General features: G+C 69.8%; 15 protein-coding genes. 5 read left to right on the plus strand and 10 right to left on the minus strand.

Annotation, left to right across the window (positions count from 1 at the left end; genetic code table 11):
- Nucleotides 1–8: 8 nt before the first annotated feature.
- Together pgl and zwf are read right to left on the minus strand one after the other, a co-directional pair.
- Entirely contained in the window at nt 9–677 is a 669-nt protein-coding gene (gene pgl / locus IE88_RS0111435) for a 6-phosphogluconolactonase (protein ID WP_031554566.1), read from the minus strand.
- 8 nt (nt 678–685) lie between these two features.
- Nucleotides 686–2,137 carry a glucose-6-phosphate dehydrogenase gene (zwf, locus tag IE88_RS0111440; RefSeq protein WP_031554568.1) on the minus strand — a complete coding sequence of 484 codons (1,452 nt, stop codon included), beginning with the start codon at nt 2,135–2,137 and terminating at the stop codon, nt 686–688.
- Nucleotides 2,138–2,354: 217 nt separating this feature from the next.
- Between zwf and IE88_RS0111445 the strand changes: the two genes are divergently transcribed.
- Nucleotides 2,355–4,106, plus strand: coding sequence for a phosphatidylglycerol lysyltransferase domain-containing protein (locus IE88_RS0111445; RefSeq protein WP_081871628.1), 1,752 nt, complete (start codon nt 2,355–2,357; stop codon nt 4,104–4,106).
- Between the two features lie 20 nt (nt 4,107–4,126).
- Here IE88_RS0111445 and IE88_RS16640 read toward each other — a convergent pair whose 3' ends face one another.
- Together IE88_RS16640 and IE88_RS0111455 are read right to left on the minus strand one after the other, a co-directional pair.
- Nucleotides 4,127–7,408 (minus strand): autotransporter family protein, encoded by a 3,282-nt coding sequence (locus IE88_RS16640; protein ID WP_036767113.1) that lies wholly within the window; start codon nt 7,406–7,408, stop codon nt 4,127–4,129.
- A 128-nt stretch (nt 7,409–7,536) separates the two neighbouring features.
- Nucleotides 7,537–8,682: a PQQ-dependent sugar dehydrogenase gene (locus IE88_RS0111455; RefSeq protein WP_036767115.1), complete on the minus strand. Its 1,146-nt coding sequence runs from the start codon at nt 8,680–8,682 to the stop codon at nt 7,537–7,539.
- Nucleotides 8,683–8,808: 126 nt separating this feature from the next.
- On the opposite strand from IE88_RS0111455, the gene IE88_RS17445 reads away from it, so the two are divergent.
- A complete protein-coding gene (locus tag IE88_RS17445; protein ID WP_051882012.1) occupies nt 8,809–9,252 on the plus strand; it encodes a hypothetical protein in 444 nt (147 codons plus the stop codon).
- On the opposite strand, the gene IE88_RS0111465 is transcribed toward IE88_RS17445, so the two are convergent.
- On the minus strand, nt 9,249–9,728 hold the full coding sequence (locus IE88_RS0111465) for a CC0125/CC1285 family lipoprotein (protein WP_031554574.1): 480 nt from the start codon (nt 9,726–9,728) through the stop codon (nt 9,249–9,251). The genes IE88_RS17445 and IE88_RS0111465 overlap by 4 nt on opposite strands.
- A gap of 136 nt (nt 9,729–9,864) precedes the next feature.
- Here IE88_RS0111465 and IE88_RS0111470 point away from each other — a divergent pair, with 136 nt between their 5' ends.
- The gene (locus IE88_RS0111470) at nt 9,865–10,518 is read left to right on the plus strand and encodes a CAP domain-containing protein (RefSeq protein WP_031554576.1); all 654 of its coding nucleotides are present in this window, start codon (nt 9,865–9,867) and stop codon (nt 10,516–10,518) included.
- On the opposite strand, the gene IE88_RS0111475 is transcribed toward IE88_RS0111470, so the two are convergent.
- Genes IE88_RS0111475 through IE88_RS17450 form a run of 4 tightly spaced genes read right to left on the minus strand, consistent with a single transcriptional unit; the run spans nt 10,515 to nt 14,171 of the window.
- Complete coding sequence (locus IE88_RS0111475) at nt 10,515–10,904, minus strand: GtrA family protein (protein WP_031554578.1); 390 nt, start codon at nt 10,902–10,904, stop codon at nt 10,515–10,517. The genes IE88_RS0111470 and IE88_RS0111475 overlap by 4 nt on opposite strands.
- On the minus strand, nt 10,901–12,178 hold the full coding sequence (locus tag IE88_RS0111480) for a glutamate ligase domain-containing protein (RefSeq protein ID WP_031554580.1): 1,278 nt from the start codon (nt 12,176–12,178) through the stop codon (nt 10,901–10,903). Before IE88_RS0111480 ends, IE88_RS0111475 begins: the two co-directional genes overlap by 4 nt.
- Nucleotides 12,175–13,512: a MurL-like N-terminal domain-containing gene (locus IE88_RS0111485; RefSeq protein ID WP_051882014.1), complete on the minus strand. Its 1,338-nt coding sequence runs from the start codon at nt 13,510–13,512 to the stop codon at nt 12,175–12,177. Before IE88_RS0111485 ends, IE88_RS0111480 begins: the two co-directional genes overlap by 4 nt.
- Nucleotides 13,513–13,556: 44 nt before the next feature.
- Nucleotides 13,557–14,171 (minus strand): helix-turn-helix domain-containing protein, encoded by a 615-nt coding sequence (locus IE88_RS17450; protein WP_051882016.1) that lies wholly within the window; start codon nt 14,169–14,171, stop codon nt 13,557–13,559.
- A 201-nt stretch (nt 14,172–14,372) separates the two neighbouring features.
- On the opposite strand from IE88_RS17450, the gene IE88_RS0111495 reads away from it, so the two are divergent.
- Nucleotides 14,373–14,573 carry a hypothetical protein gene (locus tag IE88_RS0111495; protein ID WP_031554586.1) on the plus strand — a complete coding sequence of 67 codons (201 nt, stop codon included), beginning with the start codon at nt 14,373–14,375 and terminating at the stop codon, nt 14,571–14,573.
- Here the strand turns inward: IE88_RS0111495 and IE88_RS0111500 are convergent.
- Complete coding sequence (locus IE88_RS0111500; protein ID WP_051882018.1) at nt 14,570–15,280, minus strand: HAD-IA family hydrolase; 711 nt, start codon at nt 15,278–15,280, stop codon at nt 14,570–14,572. The two genes, IE88_RS0111495 and IE88_RS0111500, sit on opposite strands and share 4 nt — an antisense overlap.
- Before the next feature lie 111 nt (nt 15,281–15,391).
- On the opposite strand from IE88_RS0111500, the gene glmU reads away from it, so the two are divergent.
- Complete coding sequence (gene glmU / locus IE88_RS0111505) at nt 15,392–16,729, plus strand: bifunctional UDP-N-acetylglucosamine diphosphorylase/glucosamine-1-phosphate N-acetyltransferase GlmU (RefSeq protein ID WP_031554589.1); 1,338 nt, start codon at nt 15,392–15,394, stop codon at nt 16,727–16,729.

The following is a 16,729-nucleotide window of genomic DNA, read 5'->3' on the forward strand; positions in this document are numbered from 1 at the left end:
CAGGATTCCTAATCGGCGTAGAGGACGCGCAGCGGCGCGTCGGGGGCGTGCAGCACCGCGCGGACCGGCATCTCTTCGACCTGGCCCTGCCGCATCGCCTCTTCGAGGACGTCTCGCTTCTCCCGGCCCGTCACGAGAAGCAGGATGAGCCGCGAGGAGAGGATGCCCGACCGGCTGAGGGTCAGGCGCTTCCAGGGCGCATCCTCCGGCAGCGGATCGGGCGTCACTTCGCAGATGTCTTCCGGCGCAGCTTCCAGCGCCTCCTTCAGCCCGGGGCTGTGAGGGAACAAGGAGGCGGTGTGCCCATCCTTGCCCATGCCGAGGATCGTCACGTCGAAGGGCATGTGGCAGCCATGCAGGTCCTTGGTCCCGATCAGCGGCGTGAACGCCGCGGCCGCGGCCTTGTCGCGAAGGAAATGCTTCCGCACCAGCTCCTCGTTCCGGCCGCCGGAGTCTTCCGGGGCGAGCCGTTCATCCGCCAGCGTGACGGAGGTTCTGTTCCATTCGATGCTCTGCTGGCTGAGGTCCTCATAGAGGGGCCGCGGCGTCGAGCCCCCCGACAGGGCCATGCTGGCTTGGCCCCGGTCGCTGATGCCCGCCCGCAGTCTGGCGCAGACCGCATCGCGCGCCGCCCGCGTCATCTCTTTCCGGCTGTCGAAGCTCTCGATCATCGCCATCTCTCGCCTCACTCGTTCCAGCTATGGCCGTTGCGCTCCGTCAGGGAGTGCTTGGCCGAAGGGCCGCCGCCGCCCGAACGGTAGCGCCGCGGCCGCATGTTGCGGGCCTCCCACGCATTCACGATCCCGTCGATCCACCGCCAGGCGGCTTCCTGCTCGTCGCGTTGCACGAACAAGGTAGGATTGTTCTTGAGCGCATCCAGAATGAGCTGCTCATAGGCGATGCGCCGCCGTTCGCCGCCCGCATGCTCGGACAGGCTGAGGTTCAGGCCCAGCTCCTGAAGCGGCATGCCCTCTTCGGTCAGGCCGGGCTTCTTGTTCATGATCTGCAGGGTGATGCGCTCTTCGGGCTGAAGCACGATGATCAGCTCGTTGGGGTCGGTCTCGGCGCCGAAGATCGAGTGGGGGACGGGCCGGAAGCGGATGACGATCTGGGTCCGCCGCTCGGCCATCCGCTTGCCGGTCTCGAGGTAGAAGGGCACGCCCGCCCAGCGCCAGTTCTCGACCTCGGCCTGGATCGCGACATAGCTTTCGGTATCGGAGTCGGGATTGCCCACATCCTCGGTATAGGAGGCGGCGCGGCCGCCATTCTCGTCATAGCCGCCTTCGTACTGGCCGCGGACGGTGCGCTGCTCGACATTGTCGGGCGTGATCTCCGCCAGGCTGCGCAGCACCTTGACCTTCTCGTTGCGGACGCTGTCCGCGCCGAGGCTCGCCGGCGGCTCCATCGCGACGAGGCAGAGGAGCTGCAGGAGGTGGTTCTGCATCATGTCCCGGATGGCGCCGTATTCGTCGTAATAGCCGCCGCGGCCCTCCGCCCCGACCATCTCGGCGATCGAGATCTGCACGCTCTCGATGGCCTGCGCGTTCCACAGGGGCTCGAAGATGCGGTTGCCGAAGCGCAGGGCGATCAGGTTCTGGACCGTCTCCTTGCCCAGATAGTGGTCGATCCGGAACGTCCTGTCCTCGCTGAAGGCCTCGGCGACCGTCTCGTTGATGCGGACATTCGATTCGAGATCGTGCCCGATCGGCTTCTCGACCACGATCCGGTTCGGCGCCTTGGTCAGCCCCGCATCCTTGAGGCCCGAGCAGACGGCGCCGAAGATCGAGGGCGAGGTGGAGAGGTAGAAGACGACGTCCTCGGCGCAGCCGCCCGACAGATGCTCGGCCAGCTTCTCGAAATCGGCCGGCTCGCCCGCATCGACCGGAACGTAGGAGATGCGCCTGGCGAAGTCTTCGAACACCTCCGGGTCGAACCACTCGCCAGAACGCTCCTCGACCCAGCCGCGCACGGAATCGCGGAAATCCTCATCGGAGCGGTCCGAGCGGGAGGTGGCGACGATGCGCTGCTCGTCGGCCAGAAAGCCTTCGGCATGAAGGAAGTAGAGAGACGGGAACAGCATGCGCCGGGCGAGGTCGCCGGTGGCGCCGAACAGGACGAAGGTGCAGGCGGTGGTCACGTGATGGCGCTCCGAAGCATGGCGTTCGGCTCCCGCATAGACCTCAGAGCCGCTCGCGTTAAGGCCGGGAACCGTTCAGCGCGCTTGCACGGCACCGGTGCGTCGGAGAATCTTCTGCGAAGACCGGGCGGCAGGAGAGAGGAAGCATGCTTATTCGCCTCGCAGGCGCATCAGGACATCTGCGCGATGCTGCGCTTCTGGATCGGGATCTTCCGGCATGAAGGCGTCGGGAGGCGAAGCGGTCCGCTCGCTCGCGCGGCGGCGCGCGGCACGCATCCGGCGTTGGGGCGTGCCGCAGGCGGTGCGCGTGCGCCGGCTCGCCGCGCGGCTCGGTCTGGGACGGGTGCCGCCGATCCTCGCCGGCACGGCGATGGTTCTCGCGCCGCTAGGCTTCGCGGCACTCGCCTTCGCCTCCGGCTTCGTTCTCCTGTGGACGCTGACCGCACCCGTTCCGGCGGAGCGCTTCGGCGAGGCGGCGGGGCTTCTACCGGTGGCGGCGATCAACGCGTCGCACTTCTTCAGCAGCCTGACCGGGGTCCTCCTCCTGCTCGTCGCCTCCAGCCTCAGGCGCCGCTCGCGCAGCGCGTGGCTCGTCACGCTGGTGCTGCTGGGGATCGCGGCCGGGCTGAACCTGACCCGCGGCGGGCCCTGGCAGCCGAGCGCGCTGCTCCTAGCTGTCGGCGCCGCGCTCTTCGCCGCCCGCGGCGCCTTCTACCGCAAGGGGGGGCTGGGCTCGGGCCTCTCCGAGCCGGTCTGGCTGCTCGCGGCCATCCTTGCCTTCGCGATCTTCGTCTGGCTCGGCCTCATCGTCTTCCGCGCCACGCCCTACAGCGACGATCTGTGGTGGCGCTTCGTCCTCGAAGGGGGCGCTCCCTCCCGCTTCCTGCGCGCGGCGGCAGGGGGCGCGATCGTTCTGACCTTCGTGATGAGCTGGCGCTTTCTCGCGCCGCAAGCCATGCCGGAGGCGGCCGCTCCGCCCGACGCGGCCCGTCTCGAAGCCGCCCTCGCCGATGGCGACATGGGCCATGCCGACGCCAATCTCGCCTGGCTTCAGGACAAGCACCTGCTCTTCAGCGAGAGCGGGAGGAGCTTCCTGCAATACGGCGTGCGCGGGCGCCGCATGGTGGTGATGGGCGCGCCCTACGGCCTCTGGTCCGAACTCCCGCAGCTTCTGCGCGATGCCCGCGACCGCGCCGACCGGCACGGGATGAGCCTGTGCTTCTATTCGGTCGGCCCGGCGCTCCTGCCGGCGCTGATCGAACTGGGGCTGGTTATCCAGAAGATCGGCGAGGCCGCGATCCTGCCGCTCGAGGATTTCTCTCTCGAAGGATCGCACCGCCAGCCCCTGCGCCAGTCGCGGCGCAGGGCGCAGAAGGAGGGTCTGTCCTTCCGGATCGCGCCGAAAGAGGAGGTGCCGGGGCTTCTGCCGCGGCTCGAGGCGATCTCCGACGACTGGCTGTCCCGGCACGAGGGCGAGGAGAAGGGGTTCAGCCTGGGGCGGTTCGACCCCGACTATCTCTCCCGCTTCCCGATGGCGCTGGTCGAGGGGGCGGACGGCCCTGTCGCCTTCGCGAATATCTGGACGACGGCGGGCCAGCGCGAACTCTCCGCCGATCTGATGCGCTTTTCCGAAGGCTCGCCGCGCGGCGTGATGGACTATCTCTTCACCGAGCTCGCCTTCTGGGGGCAGGCGCAGGGCTACCGCCTTCTCGATCTCGGCATGGCGCCGCTGTCGGGGCTCGAAGAGGACAGGCTCGCCCCGCTCATGTCCCAGGTCGGCGCCTTCGCCTATAGCCGGGGCGGGCGCTTCTACGGCTTTCACGGCCTGCGGATCTACAAGGAGAAATTCGCTCCGGTCTGGGAGCCGCTCTATCTCGCCGCGCCCACCCGGCTGGGCCTGCCCTTCGCTCTTGCCGATGTGGCATTGATGACGAGCGGCGGGGTGAGGGGCGTGATCGGACGGCCCTGAGCCGCCCGATCCGCGTCATCTCACCATTTGAGGCCGAGGCCGAGGCGCAGCGCGTAGATCTGCGTATCCTCGCCGAACGTGCCCGAAATGCCCGCGCCCAGGCGGGCATATTCGTTCTCATAGCCGAAATCCGCCGCCACGATCGCCGCGCCGTCCTCCTTTTCCGCCGCCAGCGTGAAGGGGTCGCCTTCGCCGAAGCGGTAGGTGGCCGTCAGGTCGTCGCTGTCGAGCTCCTGGCTCCAGGCGGCCGTGAGGGTGGGGGTGATCACGCCCGGAATGGACGTGTCATAGGTCGAGGGCTGCAGCTCGTATCGGCGGCCGACCGTCACGCCGGCATTGCCGCGCAGCGAGGTCGCCTCCCGCTCGTCCACCGTCAGGCCGATCGCGCCGCCCTGGCCGCTCACTTCGGTATAGGCGTCTTCCTCGAGCTTCAGATAGTCGACGCTGACGAAGGGCATGACCTCGAACCCGCCGAGCGACGCCTCGTAGCGCGCCCGCGCATGGGCCGCGACCTGCGTGCCGTCCCACTCCGCGCTGGCCGCCCGCCGGGCATTCCCGACCACGACGTTGCGCTCCGATTCCGAGTTCACCCACGCATAGTCCGCACGCGCATCGAGTTGCAGCGGGCCGAGCTGGTCGGCGATATAGACGCCGCCGCCATAGGCGAGCCGGTTGAAGGGAAAGTCCTCGCCCGTCTCCTCGTCATAGCGGGCGGAGGCGAGCGAAGCGGTCACGCCGATCGTGTCGATCGGGCCGAGCGCCGTGTCGACGCCGCCGGTGACGACGAAGCCGCCACCATCGAAGCCCCGCAGGGTCTCGTCGCCTTGCCGGTCGACGAAGAAGCTCTCTTCCTGCAGCCAGATATGCCGCTCGCGGCCCGCATCGTCGCGCAGGCGGTCGACGCGCTGGTTGACGAGCGAGGTGACCGAACTGTTCTGCACGCGGGCATAGGTGAGCGGCGCTTCGAGCGGCGCGCCGAGGAACTGGTCGAAGCCGGCGAGGAATTCCTCCTGCGTCGTCGCGTTGAACACCGCGGCGCCCAGATCCGTGTCCTGAACGAGAGACCGGATCACCGGCTCGTAGGCGGCGGCCCTGGCCGGCGCGATGCCCAGCTCCGCGGCAGACTTGCGGCGCAGATTGAGGATGAGCGACTGGCCGTCGCGGCGCAGCGACTGCTCGAAGAGGAAGGTTTCCTGCCCTGCGGGGTTCAGGACGAGGCTGCCCGCATCGGCGGCCAGAACGCCGCCCGCCGTGATGATCGGCGCGCTGAGATCGTCCGCGAAGGCGGCGCTGAACAGCGTGCGGATCTGCGTGCCGTCGGCGAGGATCGCATCGCCCGAAACATCAAGCGAGCTGACGGTCTCGCCCGCGGCATCGATGCGGAAGCCCAGGACCGAGGCCTGCGCCTCGCCATTGGCATCCGTTCCGGCCGCCGTCGTCAGGCTGCCGAGCGCGGAGGGGCCTTCGCCGAGGAAGAAGGCGGAGGAGGAGGCGTCGAGCGTCAGGTCGACGCCTTCCGCGCCGTTGAGATCGCCCTGGAAGGTGGCGCCGTTCGTCAGGCCGAACGTGCCGCCGCCGCCGCCGAAATCGAGACCGGCCTGGAGAGTGGAGGCCGCGACGCTCACCGTGTCGCTGCCGCCGCCGAGAAAGACGCTTCCGCGCACCAGCGCGCTCTGCGTCAGGATCAGTTGGTCCATCCCGCCGCCGAGGCGGATGGCGCCCGTGCTGGTGCCGCCTGCGGCGCGGAACACGTCATCGCCCGAACCGGTCAGCACATTGCCGACCATGTTCCCGGCGCCCCGGTTCACGATCTCGACGCCGCTCGTATTGCGCGACAGGTCGAGGGCGATGCCGTTGCCGACCGGTTCGCCCTCATCGGCATCGGTTGCATCATTGCCATCGTCGAAATCGCGCAGCACGGTGGTCAGCGCGCCGGTGTTGACGAAGCGGGTCACGGTGCCGCTCTCGTCGCGGAAAGCGACCGCATCGCCTGCATCGCTCGAGATCTGGACTTCGATCCGGCCCGAATTGACCACCTCGGGAACGCGCGCGCCGTCTTCGAGCAGCACGCCGATGCCGTCGCGGTCGAGGCTCGTCGCGCCGACGCCGATCGTGCCCGCATTGGACAGCGTGGGAACCTGTGCGCCATTGCCGAAGACGAGGGCGACAGCCTGCTCGCGGCGGCCCACCGCGCTGATCTCTCCTTCATTGGCGAAGCCGCCGGCGAGGCTCGCATCCTCGATGCGCGCGGCCTCGGCCGTGACGCCGTTATAGATGGCGTCGGTCGAAATCGTGCCGCGGTTGACGATGGCGAACTCGCCGCGGGCGCCGTCATCCGACTCATCCTCATCCGTGTCCGGATCGTCGGGGATCCCGGCGGTGAGGCCGATCTGCGCGCCGCCGCCGACATAGAGCGCGTTGCCGCTGCCCCGGACCGACAGGCGCCCGCCATTGCCCGTCGCTGCGTCCGCGGCCGCATTGACGAGGACCCCTCCGCCGACATCGCCCCGGATGGCGACCGCGTCGCCCGCCGCCAGCGCCGACTGGTCGATGTCGTCGCTGTCGTCGTCGTCGGGATCGCCGACCTGGTCGGTGAAGCCGCTGGCGCGGACCGCCCCGCCAAGCGTGATCCCCCCGGCCACCGGGCCGTCGATGGACAGGCCGTCCGCATTCACGCCGATCGCCTCGATCGTCGAGGCCGGGCCGAAGCTCAGATCGCCGCTGACGGCGCCGGTGACCGAAATGCCGGTCGCCTCTTCGCCCTGGACGCTTACCACGCCGTCCATGACGAGGTCGCCATCGAGCGTGCCGGCGATGGCGATGCCGCCGCCCGCGGCCGATTCGACGGCGATGCCCGAAGCGCTCTCGAAGGTCAGGTCCCCCGTCAGGCTCGATCCTTCGCTCAAGGACAGGCCGTAGCGGCCTGCCGGAAACTGTCCCGGCGCCTCGTCCTGGACCGTGTCGATCGCGGAAAGGACGTCGAGGCTGCCGTTCTGCGTATAGCTGCCGGTGATGTCGCCGGTGATCAGGACGCCTGCCCCGCCTTCGGCTTCGGTCTCGACGAGGATGGCGCCGTCATTGACGACCTCCGCATCCGCATCGATCACCAGGGCCGGCGTCTGGCCGACGGTGATGCTGCCATTCTCGGTGATCGTCACGTCGCCGGCCGCGCTCGTGCGGACGGTGGTCGTGCGGTCCCCGTCGATCTCGGTCTGCTGCGCGGCGGCCGGTCCTGCCCAGCAGAACGCCGCACCCGAGAGAAGGGCGAGCCGAAGCCCGCGCCGATGCATCGCGTCCGTCATGAAAATTCCTCCCGGAAGAGTTCTGTGGAGGCGCCCCCGGCGCATGCCCGTCGCCTGAATCAGCCCGTTGCGTAGCCCTGTTGCCCTGCCGGACGAAATGAAGGTCCGGTCAGGGCGCGGGGTGCCCATTAGCGCGCGGGCGTCACCCGCACCACCCGTCCGGAAGGTCCCTCCCGTTCCTCGAGCGCCAGCCACAGCGCCCCGTCGGGCGCCACGGCAACATCGCGGATGCGCGCGCCGAGCTCCTCGAACAGGATCTCCTGCTCGGCAGGCGCGTCCGGGTCGAGGCGCCGCACCTGGCGATGGGCGAGGGCGCCGACCAGGAGGTCGCCCCGCCATTGGGGGAACATCGCGCCGTCATAAAGGGCGAGGGAGGAGGGCGCGATGGACGGCGTCCACTGCACGAGCGGCTGCTCGGTGCCCTCCCACTGCGTGAAGGGCGTGATGCGGGCGCCCGAATAGTCGAGGCCGTAGCTCGCGACCGGCCAGCCGTAATTCGCGCCCCGGTCGATCCGGTTCAGCTCGTCGCCGCCGCGCGGGCCGTGCTCGTCGGCGAAGACGCCCGAAGGCGTGACGGCGATCCCTTGCGGATTGCGGTGCCCATAGGACCAGATCTCGGGCAGCGCGCCCGGCACGCCCGAAAAGGGATTGTCGGCCGGCGCCTGCCCGGTCTCGTCCAGCCGCAGGATCTTGCCCAGATGGCTGCCGAGATCCTGGGCCTGGTGGCGATAGCCATATCCTTCTCCGGAGGTCAGGAGCAGCGTTCCGTCGGGCAGCCAGGCGATGCGCCCGCCGTAATGCGCCGAGGTCTCGCGCAGCGGTTCCGCCGTGAACAGGACCTCCACCGCCTCCAGCCGCCCGCCCTCGGGCAGCGGCACATAACGCCCCCGCGCCAGCGCCAGCGTGTTCGCATCGCCCTCCGGCATGGCGAAGCTGAGATAGAGGAGCCCGTTCTGCGCGAAGTCGGGATGCGGCGAGACCTCGAACAGGCCCGCCTGGCTCTCCGCATGGACCGCCGGCACTCCCGATACGGGCGCCTCCAGCAGCACCCCGTCGCGGATCACGCGCAGGCGGCCGGGCCGTTCCGTGACCAAAACGTCCCCTGTCCCCTGCTCGGTTCCGGGCAGGAAGGCGATGTCCCAGGGGTGGTCGAGCCCGCCCGCCACCGTCTCCACCGCATAAGCGGCCGGATCGGCCGAAGGGGCCTCCGCGCTCGGGGGGAGGGGGCCGTCTTGCGGCGCCGAAACGAGAAGGAGGGCGAGCAGCATTCTCATGCGGGAACTCCGAAAGCGAGACAGGGATCGGCGGCTCCCTAGCGCCTCGCCTTGCCTTTCGGAACGCCACGCGCCAGTTCAGCCGGAATTGGCCGCAGGGCGCGGCCGCCTCTTCCGGACCTCGACATGCGTTTCTTCGGGATCGTCACCGCCTGGCTCGCCGCTTCGCTCGCGGCCTATCTTCTCGGATCGGCCGCCTCCACCCAGGTGACCCTGGCGGGAATCGAGGCTCTGGGCCGGGACGTGCCGCTGGGGGTGAACCTGCGGACGGTGCTGCATGACCTTGGAGCGATGATCTCCTATTTCGCGGTCATCGCTCTTGGTTTCGCGATCGCCTTCTACATCGCCAGCCTGGTCGCCGCGGCCCTGCCGCGCCTCTCGCCCATCGCCTATCCGGCAGCCGGCGGCGCGGCGATCGCGACCGCTCTCGCGCTGATGACTTGGCGCTACGGCGTCACGCCGATCCTGGGCGCGCAGGAGGCTTACGGCTTCTGGCTGCAGGTCGGGGCAGGCGTCCTGGGCGGCCTCGTCTTCGAACTCTTCCGGCCCAAGCCGCTGCGCAGCCGCTAGAGGCCCGGCGCGTTCAGATTTCCCAGGACGGCGGTGGCGTCATAGGTCTGGGGACCGTCGGGTTCCGGACCCGTCCCCATCACGACCTCGAGGCTGACCACGGTCTCGCCCGCATCGCGGCGGCCGAGCGGCAGCTGCACGCCGAGCCCCACGCCCGAGCGCCCGAAGCCGCCTGTCGAGCCGCCGATGCCGACCGATGCGCCCGATGAGCGCCCGACGCCTTCCGCATCGGCGCTGCGAGTGACGATGGTGAACCAGTCATAGCCGTTCTGAAGCGTCAGATCGGCCGCCCTGCGCAGAGCGCCGTCCTCGGCTTCGATAAGGTTCCGCGCGCGGTAGCTGACGCGATAGCGGTCGGCTTCGATCGGCCTGTCCGAATAGCCGAGCGCGCCCGGCCGGTCCGCAGGACCATAGGAGGGCCCGGTGGCGCAGGCGGCGAGCAGGAGGAGCATGGAGGGCAGAAGAAGAGTGCGCATGCCGCTAACCTAGTGCGCGGCAAGCCAAAGTGCGAGAGCATCCGGGCCGGGCGGCGCTCGCGGCCTTCCCCGCCGGCCCCCTTGCCAGATCCGGACCGGTTCTTGCAGGCCTGAGCGCGGTTCGAAGGAGGCACGCATGATCGGGAGCCGGGAGGCAGGATTCGCGTCGGCGCTCGCGCTCGCCGGAATCTGCGCCTGCGCGACCCGGATCCCGCCGCCCGAGGCGCCTCCGGACCCCGCGCCCATGGCGCAGGAGGCGGAGGCGCCCCCGCAGGAAAGACCTGCCGGACCAGAGCCAGAGTCAGAGCCAGAGCCAGAGTCGGGGCTGGGACCGGAGGCAGAGCCCGCCATGCGCGAGGCGGCCCGCGACAGCGCCGTGGATCCCCTTCCAGCCGAAGCGTCGCGCGCCGCGCGCGCGATCGATGACCTCAACGCCTTCCGCGGCAGCCGCGGCCTGCCCCCCGTGCGGCTCGCGCCCGCCCTGTCCGAGGCGGCGGAGGCCCATGTGGAGGATCTCGCCGCGCGCGGCGTCGTCACCACCCGGTCCCTGGATGGCGCAGGTGTCCTGGAGCGGGTCAGGGCCTCCGGCTATGCTCCGGCCGCGGCGGCCAGCCTCGTGGCGGGCGGCTATGACAGCTTCGAAGCCGCGCTTGGAGCCTGGCGGAGCGACCGGGTCCAGAAGGACCGCCTCCTCCTGCCGGACGTGGCCGAGGCCGGCATCGCCTTCGCAGAGGCGCCGGACTCCGAATACCGCTATTATGTCGAGCTTCTCTTGGCCGAGCCCCGCTAGCGCCGGAAGGCGACGTGGCGGTTCCACAGATAGCTGAGCACCGCGCAGAACCCCGTCGCCAGGACAAAGGCCGGCGTGAGGCCGACGAAATCGTCGAGCCCCGCGAGCAGCGCGGTGTTGATGCCCATGATGCCAAGATAGCCGCTCACCATCAGCCCCGCCGCCCGGGCGCCGCTCGCGCCGAAGATGCGGCTATTGCCGGCATAGCTGACGCAGAAGGCGAGGGCGAAGGCGAGCGGGTTCGCGACGATGACGGGCAGCCCGCCCGCGACGCCCGCGCGCAGGATCAGGTAATGGAGGCCGGTCACGAAAAGGCCGAGCGCGGCGAAGCGCACCGGCTTGGGCAGGGCGGTCACCTGGCGGGTCAGGGCCATGCGCGCGCTCATCGCGGCAAAGCCTCCGATGCGAGCCCGGCGAAGATCGTGGCCCGCTGCTTGTAGTCGCGATGGGGCGGCCCGCTCGGCGCGCCGGGCGAGAACAGCACCACGCCGCCGGGCGGGCAGGCCGCCGCCGCCGCCCGGACGGCTTCTTCGAGGCTTGGCAGGTGTTCGACGGCCATGGGCGCGAGATCCCCGGCGGCGCGGGAGGCGATCTCGCCGAAGGCGAAGACGGCGAGGTCGTCCAGGCGCTTCGCCGCCGGGGCGAGGCTGCCAAAGCGCTGGCCGCGATCCTTGCCGCCCAGGATCAGGCGGACGGGACGGTCGCAGAACCGCTCGAGCGCCGCCCCCACCGCTTCGGGCACGGTGGCGAGCGCATCGTCGATCCAGATGCGGCCATCCGCGCTCGGCACCATGGCCTGGCGCGAAGGCAGCCCCCGCCAGTCCGCTGCTGCGGCGGGCAACGCTTCGAAGAGGCGGTCGGGCCCGAGCATGGGCAGCAGGATGGCTGAGGCCGCTCTGGCCGCCGCTCTCGCGCCAGGGCTGCGGAAGGCGTCCCCCAGTTCTTCGATGGCGAGGGCATGAGGGCCGAGGATCAGCGCCTCGCCCGTCAGCGGAACCGCATCCTCGATCGCGGTCACTCCTGCCAGCGCCTCATCGGCTATGACGGCGCGGGGAGCGGCCCCGCCGCAGGGCGGGTCGAACCGGTATGGCCGCAGCTTGGCGGCGCGGTATTCGGGCTCTCCGCCGTGCCAGTCCGTGTGTTCCTTGTAGAGGCTGGTGACGAGGTGGCGGTAGGGCCCGGGCGGCAGGTCGTGCATCATATAGGAGGAGAGCTCGACGACGGGCACCTCTTCGCGCGGCAGATCCGGCCCCAGAGGCGGCTGCCCGATATTGCCGTAAGCGGCGGCGGGAATGCCGGCCTTACCCAGTATGGCCGCGATCAGCGCGGTCGTCGTGCTCTTGCCCTTGGTGCCCGTCACCGTGATCGTGCCACGGGGCGCGAGGCGCGACAGCCAGTAGCCCGTCGGGGTGGTCACCGCCGCGCCCGCGGCGCGCGCCGCTCGGTGCAGCGGGTTCTCCGGCGGTATGCCCGGCGAGCGCAGATAAAGCGTGCCGGCGTCGAGACGCCCGGCCGCCTCGGCCTCCCGAAGGACGGGCCGGCCATCGAGCTTGCCGCCCGCCTCATCCGCCAGGAGGAGAGTCATACCCGCATGGGCGGTGAAATGGGCCGCCGCCGCCCGGCCCTCGACGCCGAGGCCGTGGATCAGGACCGTCTTCATGGCCAGAGCCGCGCCGCCGCCAGGCGGTAGGGCTCCGGTACGGCCGGGGCGGGGGCAGGCCGCAGCGCGGCATCCCAGGCAGCGGCGAGCGCCTGATCCGTCATCTCTTCGCGCACCCGCGGCAACAGGCTGCGCACGGCGAGGCTGTCGCGCCAGTCCCCGCTCTGCCCGGCCTGCCACAGCGTCGCGCGGCACTCGTCGATCGTGCCGACGCAGTCCCAGGGCTTCTGGTCACCGAGGCCGCAAAGCTGCTCGTAATAGGGCAGTAGAGCCGCAGAATTCAGCATATCCGCTTCGAAACTGCGGATATGGGACCGCCTATCGAGGTGTGGCGCGAGGAGGAGCGAGGTGAAGGCGCATTTCGCGCAATGCCCGCACCAGCGCCCCGCCGCGTCTCCCGCGAGCCGGAAATTGCGGTTGCAGCTCGTGAAGCGGCCATGCGCATCTGACAGGCTCGCAAAGCCCCGCGCGATCCAGACCTCCGAATAGGGCCGCAGGATCGAGAAGGGTATGGGCGCGAGGGGATCGGCCTCTGCCACGGCTCCGGCGGCCAGAGCCTCGAAGGCGGAGGATTTGGAGTCCTGGTGATTGGCCGGCACGCCGCCGACCCGCATCGTTTCCTCGTCGGCCGAGCGCTCATTGGCGAAGATGACCGCGCCGTGCCCCTTCAGCCGCGCATAGATCGTCAGGACCAGCATGTTGATCGCGGTGATCGGCACGTGCCCGTTATAAGCGCCTTCGAGCGTGCGGAGCTTGGGGTCGAGGCTGCGGCGCAGGAAGCGGACGGGCTCGGGCGCCGTGCGGTCGATGGCCTCCGCGACGGCGTCGGACATCACGACGGAGGCGAGCAGGGCCTCCTGCCCGGCCTCCTGAACGATGGCGCGGGCGACATAGGAATCCTTGCCGCCGCCGAAGGCGACGAGCGCCGCGCCTTCCCGCGCGCGCGCCGCGCGTCGGGCCGAAGGCGCGGCCTCCCTCGCGGACGAGAATGCTGTTCGCGGCGGATAGGGCAGTCCGGCGCGCACGAAGAACTCCGCCAGGCCGTGCGTGTAGAGGCGCTCGGCCATGGCGCGGCCCGCCGGGGTCAGGGCGGGCAGATCCACCCGCTCCGCCGCCGCCGCCTTGTAGGCGCTGACGCCCAGCGCGACATGCAGGAGGTCGAGAAGGCGGCACAGGCCGGCATCGGGGGCGTCCGGCACCGCGATGTCCGGGAACCATACGCGCTCTTCGAAGGCGCCGAAGCGCGAGCAGTCGAAGGCGAAGCGGATGCCGCCATCCGCCACCTGCCAGCCGGTCAGAGAGAAGCGCGCTCCGCGCGTGCCGAGTTCAGTCACGCAAGGGCCTCTACGCAAGCTCTCGCCGCGACGCCAGAACCGCGTCAGTGGAACCTGATCGAGGCGACGACGGTGCCCAGGATGTTGCCGCCTCCCGCCGCGCCCGGCGTCCTCTCCCACGCCGACGCCAGCAGGCCCGTATCGGTCCGCAGGATGACGAGTTCGCCCGGCAGTGGCGCCTTGCGGGCCATGTCGATCACGAACAGCGTGTCCGGGGCGATGTCGCCCGGGACGGCCGTCTTGGGCAGGAAGACGGCGATCAGCTCGCCGCCGCCATAGGTTATCGGAATATAGTCCGTCGCGGCGCGGTGCGGGTCGATGTTCTGGCGAACGACCCGCGCGGCCGACGCCGCGGTCAGGACGGGCACGTGCTGCATGGGGCGCCGCAGATAGGGCGCCGCCGCGCTCCTGTCCGCCTCGAGCTCGGAGCGCTCGCCCCCGGCGAGCCAGCCGAGCGACACGCTCAGCGCCTCGGACAGCTTGGCCAGCATGAGCTGGCGGGGATCGTGCACCCCTGCCTCCCAATTGGCGACGGTCGGCTGGGTGACGCCCAGGCGGTCGGCGAGAGCGCCCTGGTTGAGGCCGAGCGCCTTGCGCGCCGCACGGATGCGCTGCCCGATCGTCGCGCCTTCCTCGACATCTGGAACGCTGTGCAGCAAGCCGGTGCTCTCTCCAATCGGCGGCCAAGCCAGTATAGGGTTACACTATATCATGCCCCTGTGCGAGAGCATGGGGAGACGGAGGTCCAAAGGCGCACCAGGGGCGCCGGGTAGGGAAAATTTAACCTCTTACAAGGTGAACCTATAGACAAGCTTCCTCTTCAGCGGTTACACATCAAATGCCGCAGCAGGAGGATTCGCATGTCGGATTATTGTTCTTCGGACGGTGCCAACCGTCTTCAGTCGGCGATCCGGGACTATTGGCGGAAGAAAGGCTTCGACGTGGACGTCGAGCTCGTCCATCAGGGCTTCGTCTCGACGATGCGGTCTTCGCGTTTCGACGTTCGCAGCGACATGGTCAACGGCATGCCCAGGCGCTCCAAGGACAAGCCTGAGGCCTAGATCGTTCCGCGCTCGCTCATCGCGACGCCGTTACCGATACGAATGATCATCTCGAACAGCGCCTCGTAATCGGCGAAGCGCTGTTCGCTGGTTTCGAGCGGAATGTCTTCCGTTCCATATCCGAACTCCGCGAGGAGGACGGGCATGCCGGCGCGCCGCCCGGCAAGAAGGTCGGTCAGGGTGTCGCCGACCATGACGCCGCGGCTCCGCCCGCTGCGGCGCAGGATTTCCTGAAGCGGCGCCGGATCGGGCTTGTGCGCCGCCAGGCTGTCCCGTCCCAGGACGATCTCGAACCGGGACAGAAGGCCGAGCGCCCGCAGGAGCGGGAAGGCCAGCCGCTCCACCTTGTTGGTGCAGACCGCCAGCGTCGCGCCTGCCCGCGCGAGCGCCTCGAGACACGCATCGCAGCCTTCGAACACGAAGGAGCTGTCCGCGATGTGGTCCTCGTAATGATCGATGTAATCCGAGACGAGGCGGTCCCCGGCCGCGCCCTGCGGGAAAGCCCGCCCGTTCTCCGCGAAGCCGCGCTCCAGAAGGGCGCGCGCCCCCTCTCCGACCAGGTGCCGCACCTCTCCTGCGGGCAGCGGGGACAGCCCCTCCCGCGTCAGGATCGCGTTCATCGCCTCGGTCAGGTCCGGAGCGCTGTCGACGAGGGTACCGTCGAGGTCGAAGATCACAACGAGGTCAGACAAAGGCGGGTTCGGCATGGCTTTTCCTTGACGGCGGGGGCATGTGCAGCGCGAAACGCGCTGTGACTAGAGGCTGCGGCAGCGGCAGGCTACGGCTTGGCTGCGGAACTGACGGGAAGGACGGCTCGAATGGAACCCCTGGCCAGCGTGATCCTCGGCGCCGGGCACGGCACGCGCATGCGCTCGCGCCTGCCCAAGGTGCTGCACGAGATCGGCGGACTGCCCATGCTCGGTCACGTTCTCGCGACGGCGCGGGGGCTCGGCGCCGAACGCCGGGTGGTCGTCATCGGCAGCCAGGCGCCCGAGGTCGGCGAGGCGGCGAGGGCGCTCGACGAAGAGGCGCTCGTCTTCGTTCAGGATCCGCCGCGCGGCACGGCCGATGCGGTGCGCGCGGGCATGGCGGGTCTCGATGGCTTCGACGGCATCGTCCTCGTCCTCTACGCCGATACGCCGCTCGTGACGGAAGCCACGCTGCGGGCGCTCGGCGCCGCGATCGCGGAGGGCGCGGCGCTCGCGGTCCTGGGCTTCGAGCCTGACGAGCCCGGCGCCTATGGCCGGCTTGTCACCGGCGAGGACGGCGCGCTCGTCCGCATCGTGGAGGCGAAGGATGCGAGCGCGGACGAGCTTGCGATCGGGTTGTGCAATTCGGGCGTGATGGCGATCCGGTCCGATGTGCTGCGCGAAGAGCTGCCCCGCGTCGGCAACGACAATGCCAAGGGCGAATTCTACCTCACCGATCTCGTCTCGCTCGTCACCGGCGGGGGCGGGCGCGCCGCGGTCGTGACCGCGGAGGAGAGCGAGGTGCTCGGGGTCAATGACCGCGCCGAGCTCTCCGTGGCCGAAGGCCTGTTCCAGACCCGCGCCCGGCTCGCCGCCATGCGCGCCGGCGTGACGCTGCAGGATCCCCGGAGCGTTCGCTTCAGCCACGACACGCAGATCGGGCAGGACTGCGTCATCGGGCCGAGCGTCGTCTTCGGGACCGGCGTGCGCCTCGCCGAGGGTGTCCGCGTCGAGGCGTTCAGCCATCTTGAAGGCTGCGCGGTCGAGACCGGGGCGACGGTCGGCCCCTTCGCGCGCCTGCGCCCGGGCGCGGAACTCGGCCCGCGGGCCAAGGTCGGCAATTTCGTCGAAGTGAAGAAGACGACGCTCGGAGAGGGCGCGAAGGTCAGCCACCTGACCTATCTCGGGGATGCCGAGATCGGCGCCCATGCGAATATCGGCGCAGGCACGATCACCTGCAATTACGATGGCTATGGCAAGTTCAGGACGAAGATCGGGGCGGGGGCGTTCATCGGCTCGAACTCCGCGCTGGTCGCTCCGGTGACGGTGGGGGCGGGCGCCTTTGTCGGTTCTGGGTCGGTGGTCACCGAGGACGTCGAGGCGGACGCTCTCGCCCTTGGGCGGAGCCGTCAGGTTCAAAAGCCGGGATGGGCGGCATCGTTTCGGTCCCGTATGGAAGGGAAATAG

Source organism: Parvularcula oceani, from assembly GCF_000733125.1.
Classification (GTDB): Bacteria; Pseudomonadota; Alphaproteobacteria; order Caulobacterales; family Parvularculaceae; genus Parvularcula; species Parvularcula oceani.

What these genes read in the sequence shown, in the direction of transcription:
- pgl (WP_031554566.1), bottom strand. Translation starts at nt 677, where the DNA reads ATGGCGATGATCGAGAGCTTCGACAGCCGGAAAGAGATGACGCGGGCG.
- IE88_RS0111445 (WP_081871628.1), top strand. Translation starts at nt 2,355, where the DNA reads ATGAAGGCGTCGGGAGGCGAAGCGGTCCGCTCGCTCGCGCGGCGGCGC.
- IE88_RS16640 (WP_036767113.1), bottom strand. Translation starts at nt 7,408, where the DNA reads ATGACGGACGCGATGCATCGGCGCGGGCTTCGGCTCGCCCTTCTCTCG.
- IE88_RS0111455 (WP_036767115.1), bottom strand. Translation starts at nt 8,682, where the DNA reads ATGAGAATGCTGCTCGCCCTCCTTCTCGTTTCGGCGCCGCAAGACGGC.
- IE88_RS17445 (WP_051882012.1), top strand. Translation starts at nt 8,809, where the DNA reads ATGCGTTTCTTCGGGATCGTCACCGCCTGGCTCGCCGCTTCGCTCGCG.
- IE88_RS0111465 (WP_031554574.1), bottom strand. Translation starts at nt 9,728, where the DNA reads ATGCGCACTCTTCTTCTGCCCTCCATGCTCCTCCTGCTCGCCGCCTGC.
- IE88_RS0111470 (WP_031554576.1), top strand. Translation starts at nt 9,865, where the DNA reads ATGATCGGGAGCCGGGAGGCAGGATTCGCGTCGGCGCTCGCGCTCGCC.
- IE88_RS0111475 (WP_031554578.1), bottom strand. Translation starts at nt 10,904, where the DNA reads ATGAGCGCGCGCATGGCCCTGACCCGCCAGGTGACCGCCCTGCCCAAG.
- IE88_RS0111480 (WP_031554580.1), bottom strand. Translation starts at nt 12,178, where the DNA reads ATGAAGACGGTCCTGATCCACGGCCTCGGCGTCGAGGGCCGGGCGGCG.
- IE88_RS0111495 (WP_031554586.1), top strand. Translation starts at nt 14,373, where the DNA reads ATGTCGGATTATTGTTCTTCGGACGGTGCCAACCGTCTTCAGTCGGCG.
- IE88_RS0111500 (WP_051882018.1), bottom strand. Translation starts at nt 15,280, where the DNA reads ATGCCGAACCCGCCTTTGTCTGACCTCGTTGTGATCTTCGACCTCGAC.
- glmU (WP_031554589.1), top strand. Translation starts at nt 15,392, where the DNA reads ATGGAACCCCTGGCCAGCGTGATCCTCGGCGCCGGGCACGGCACGCGC.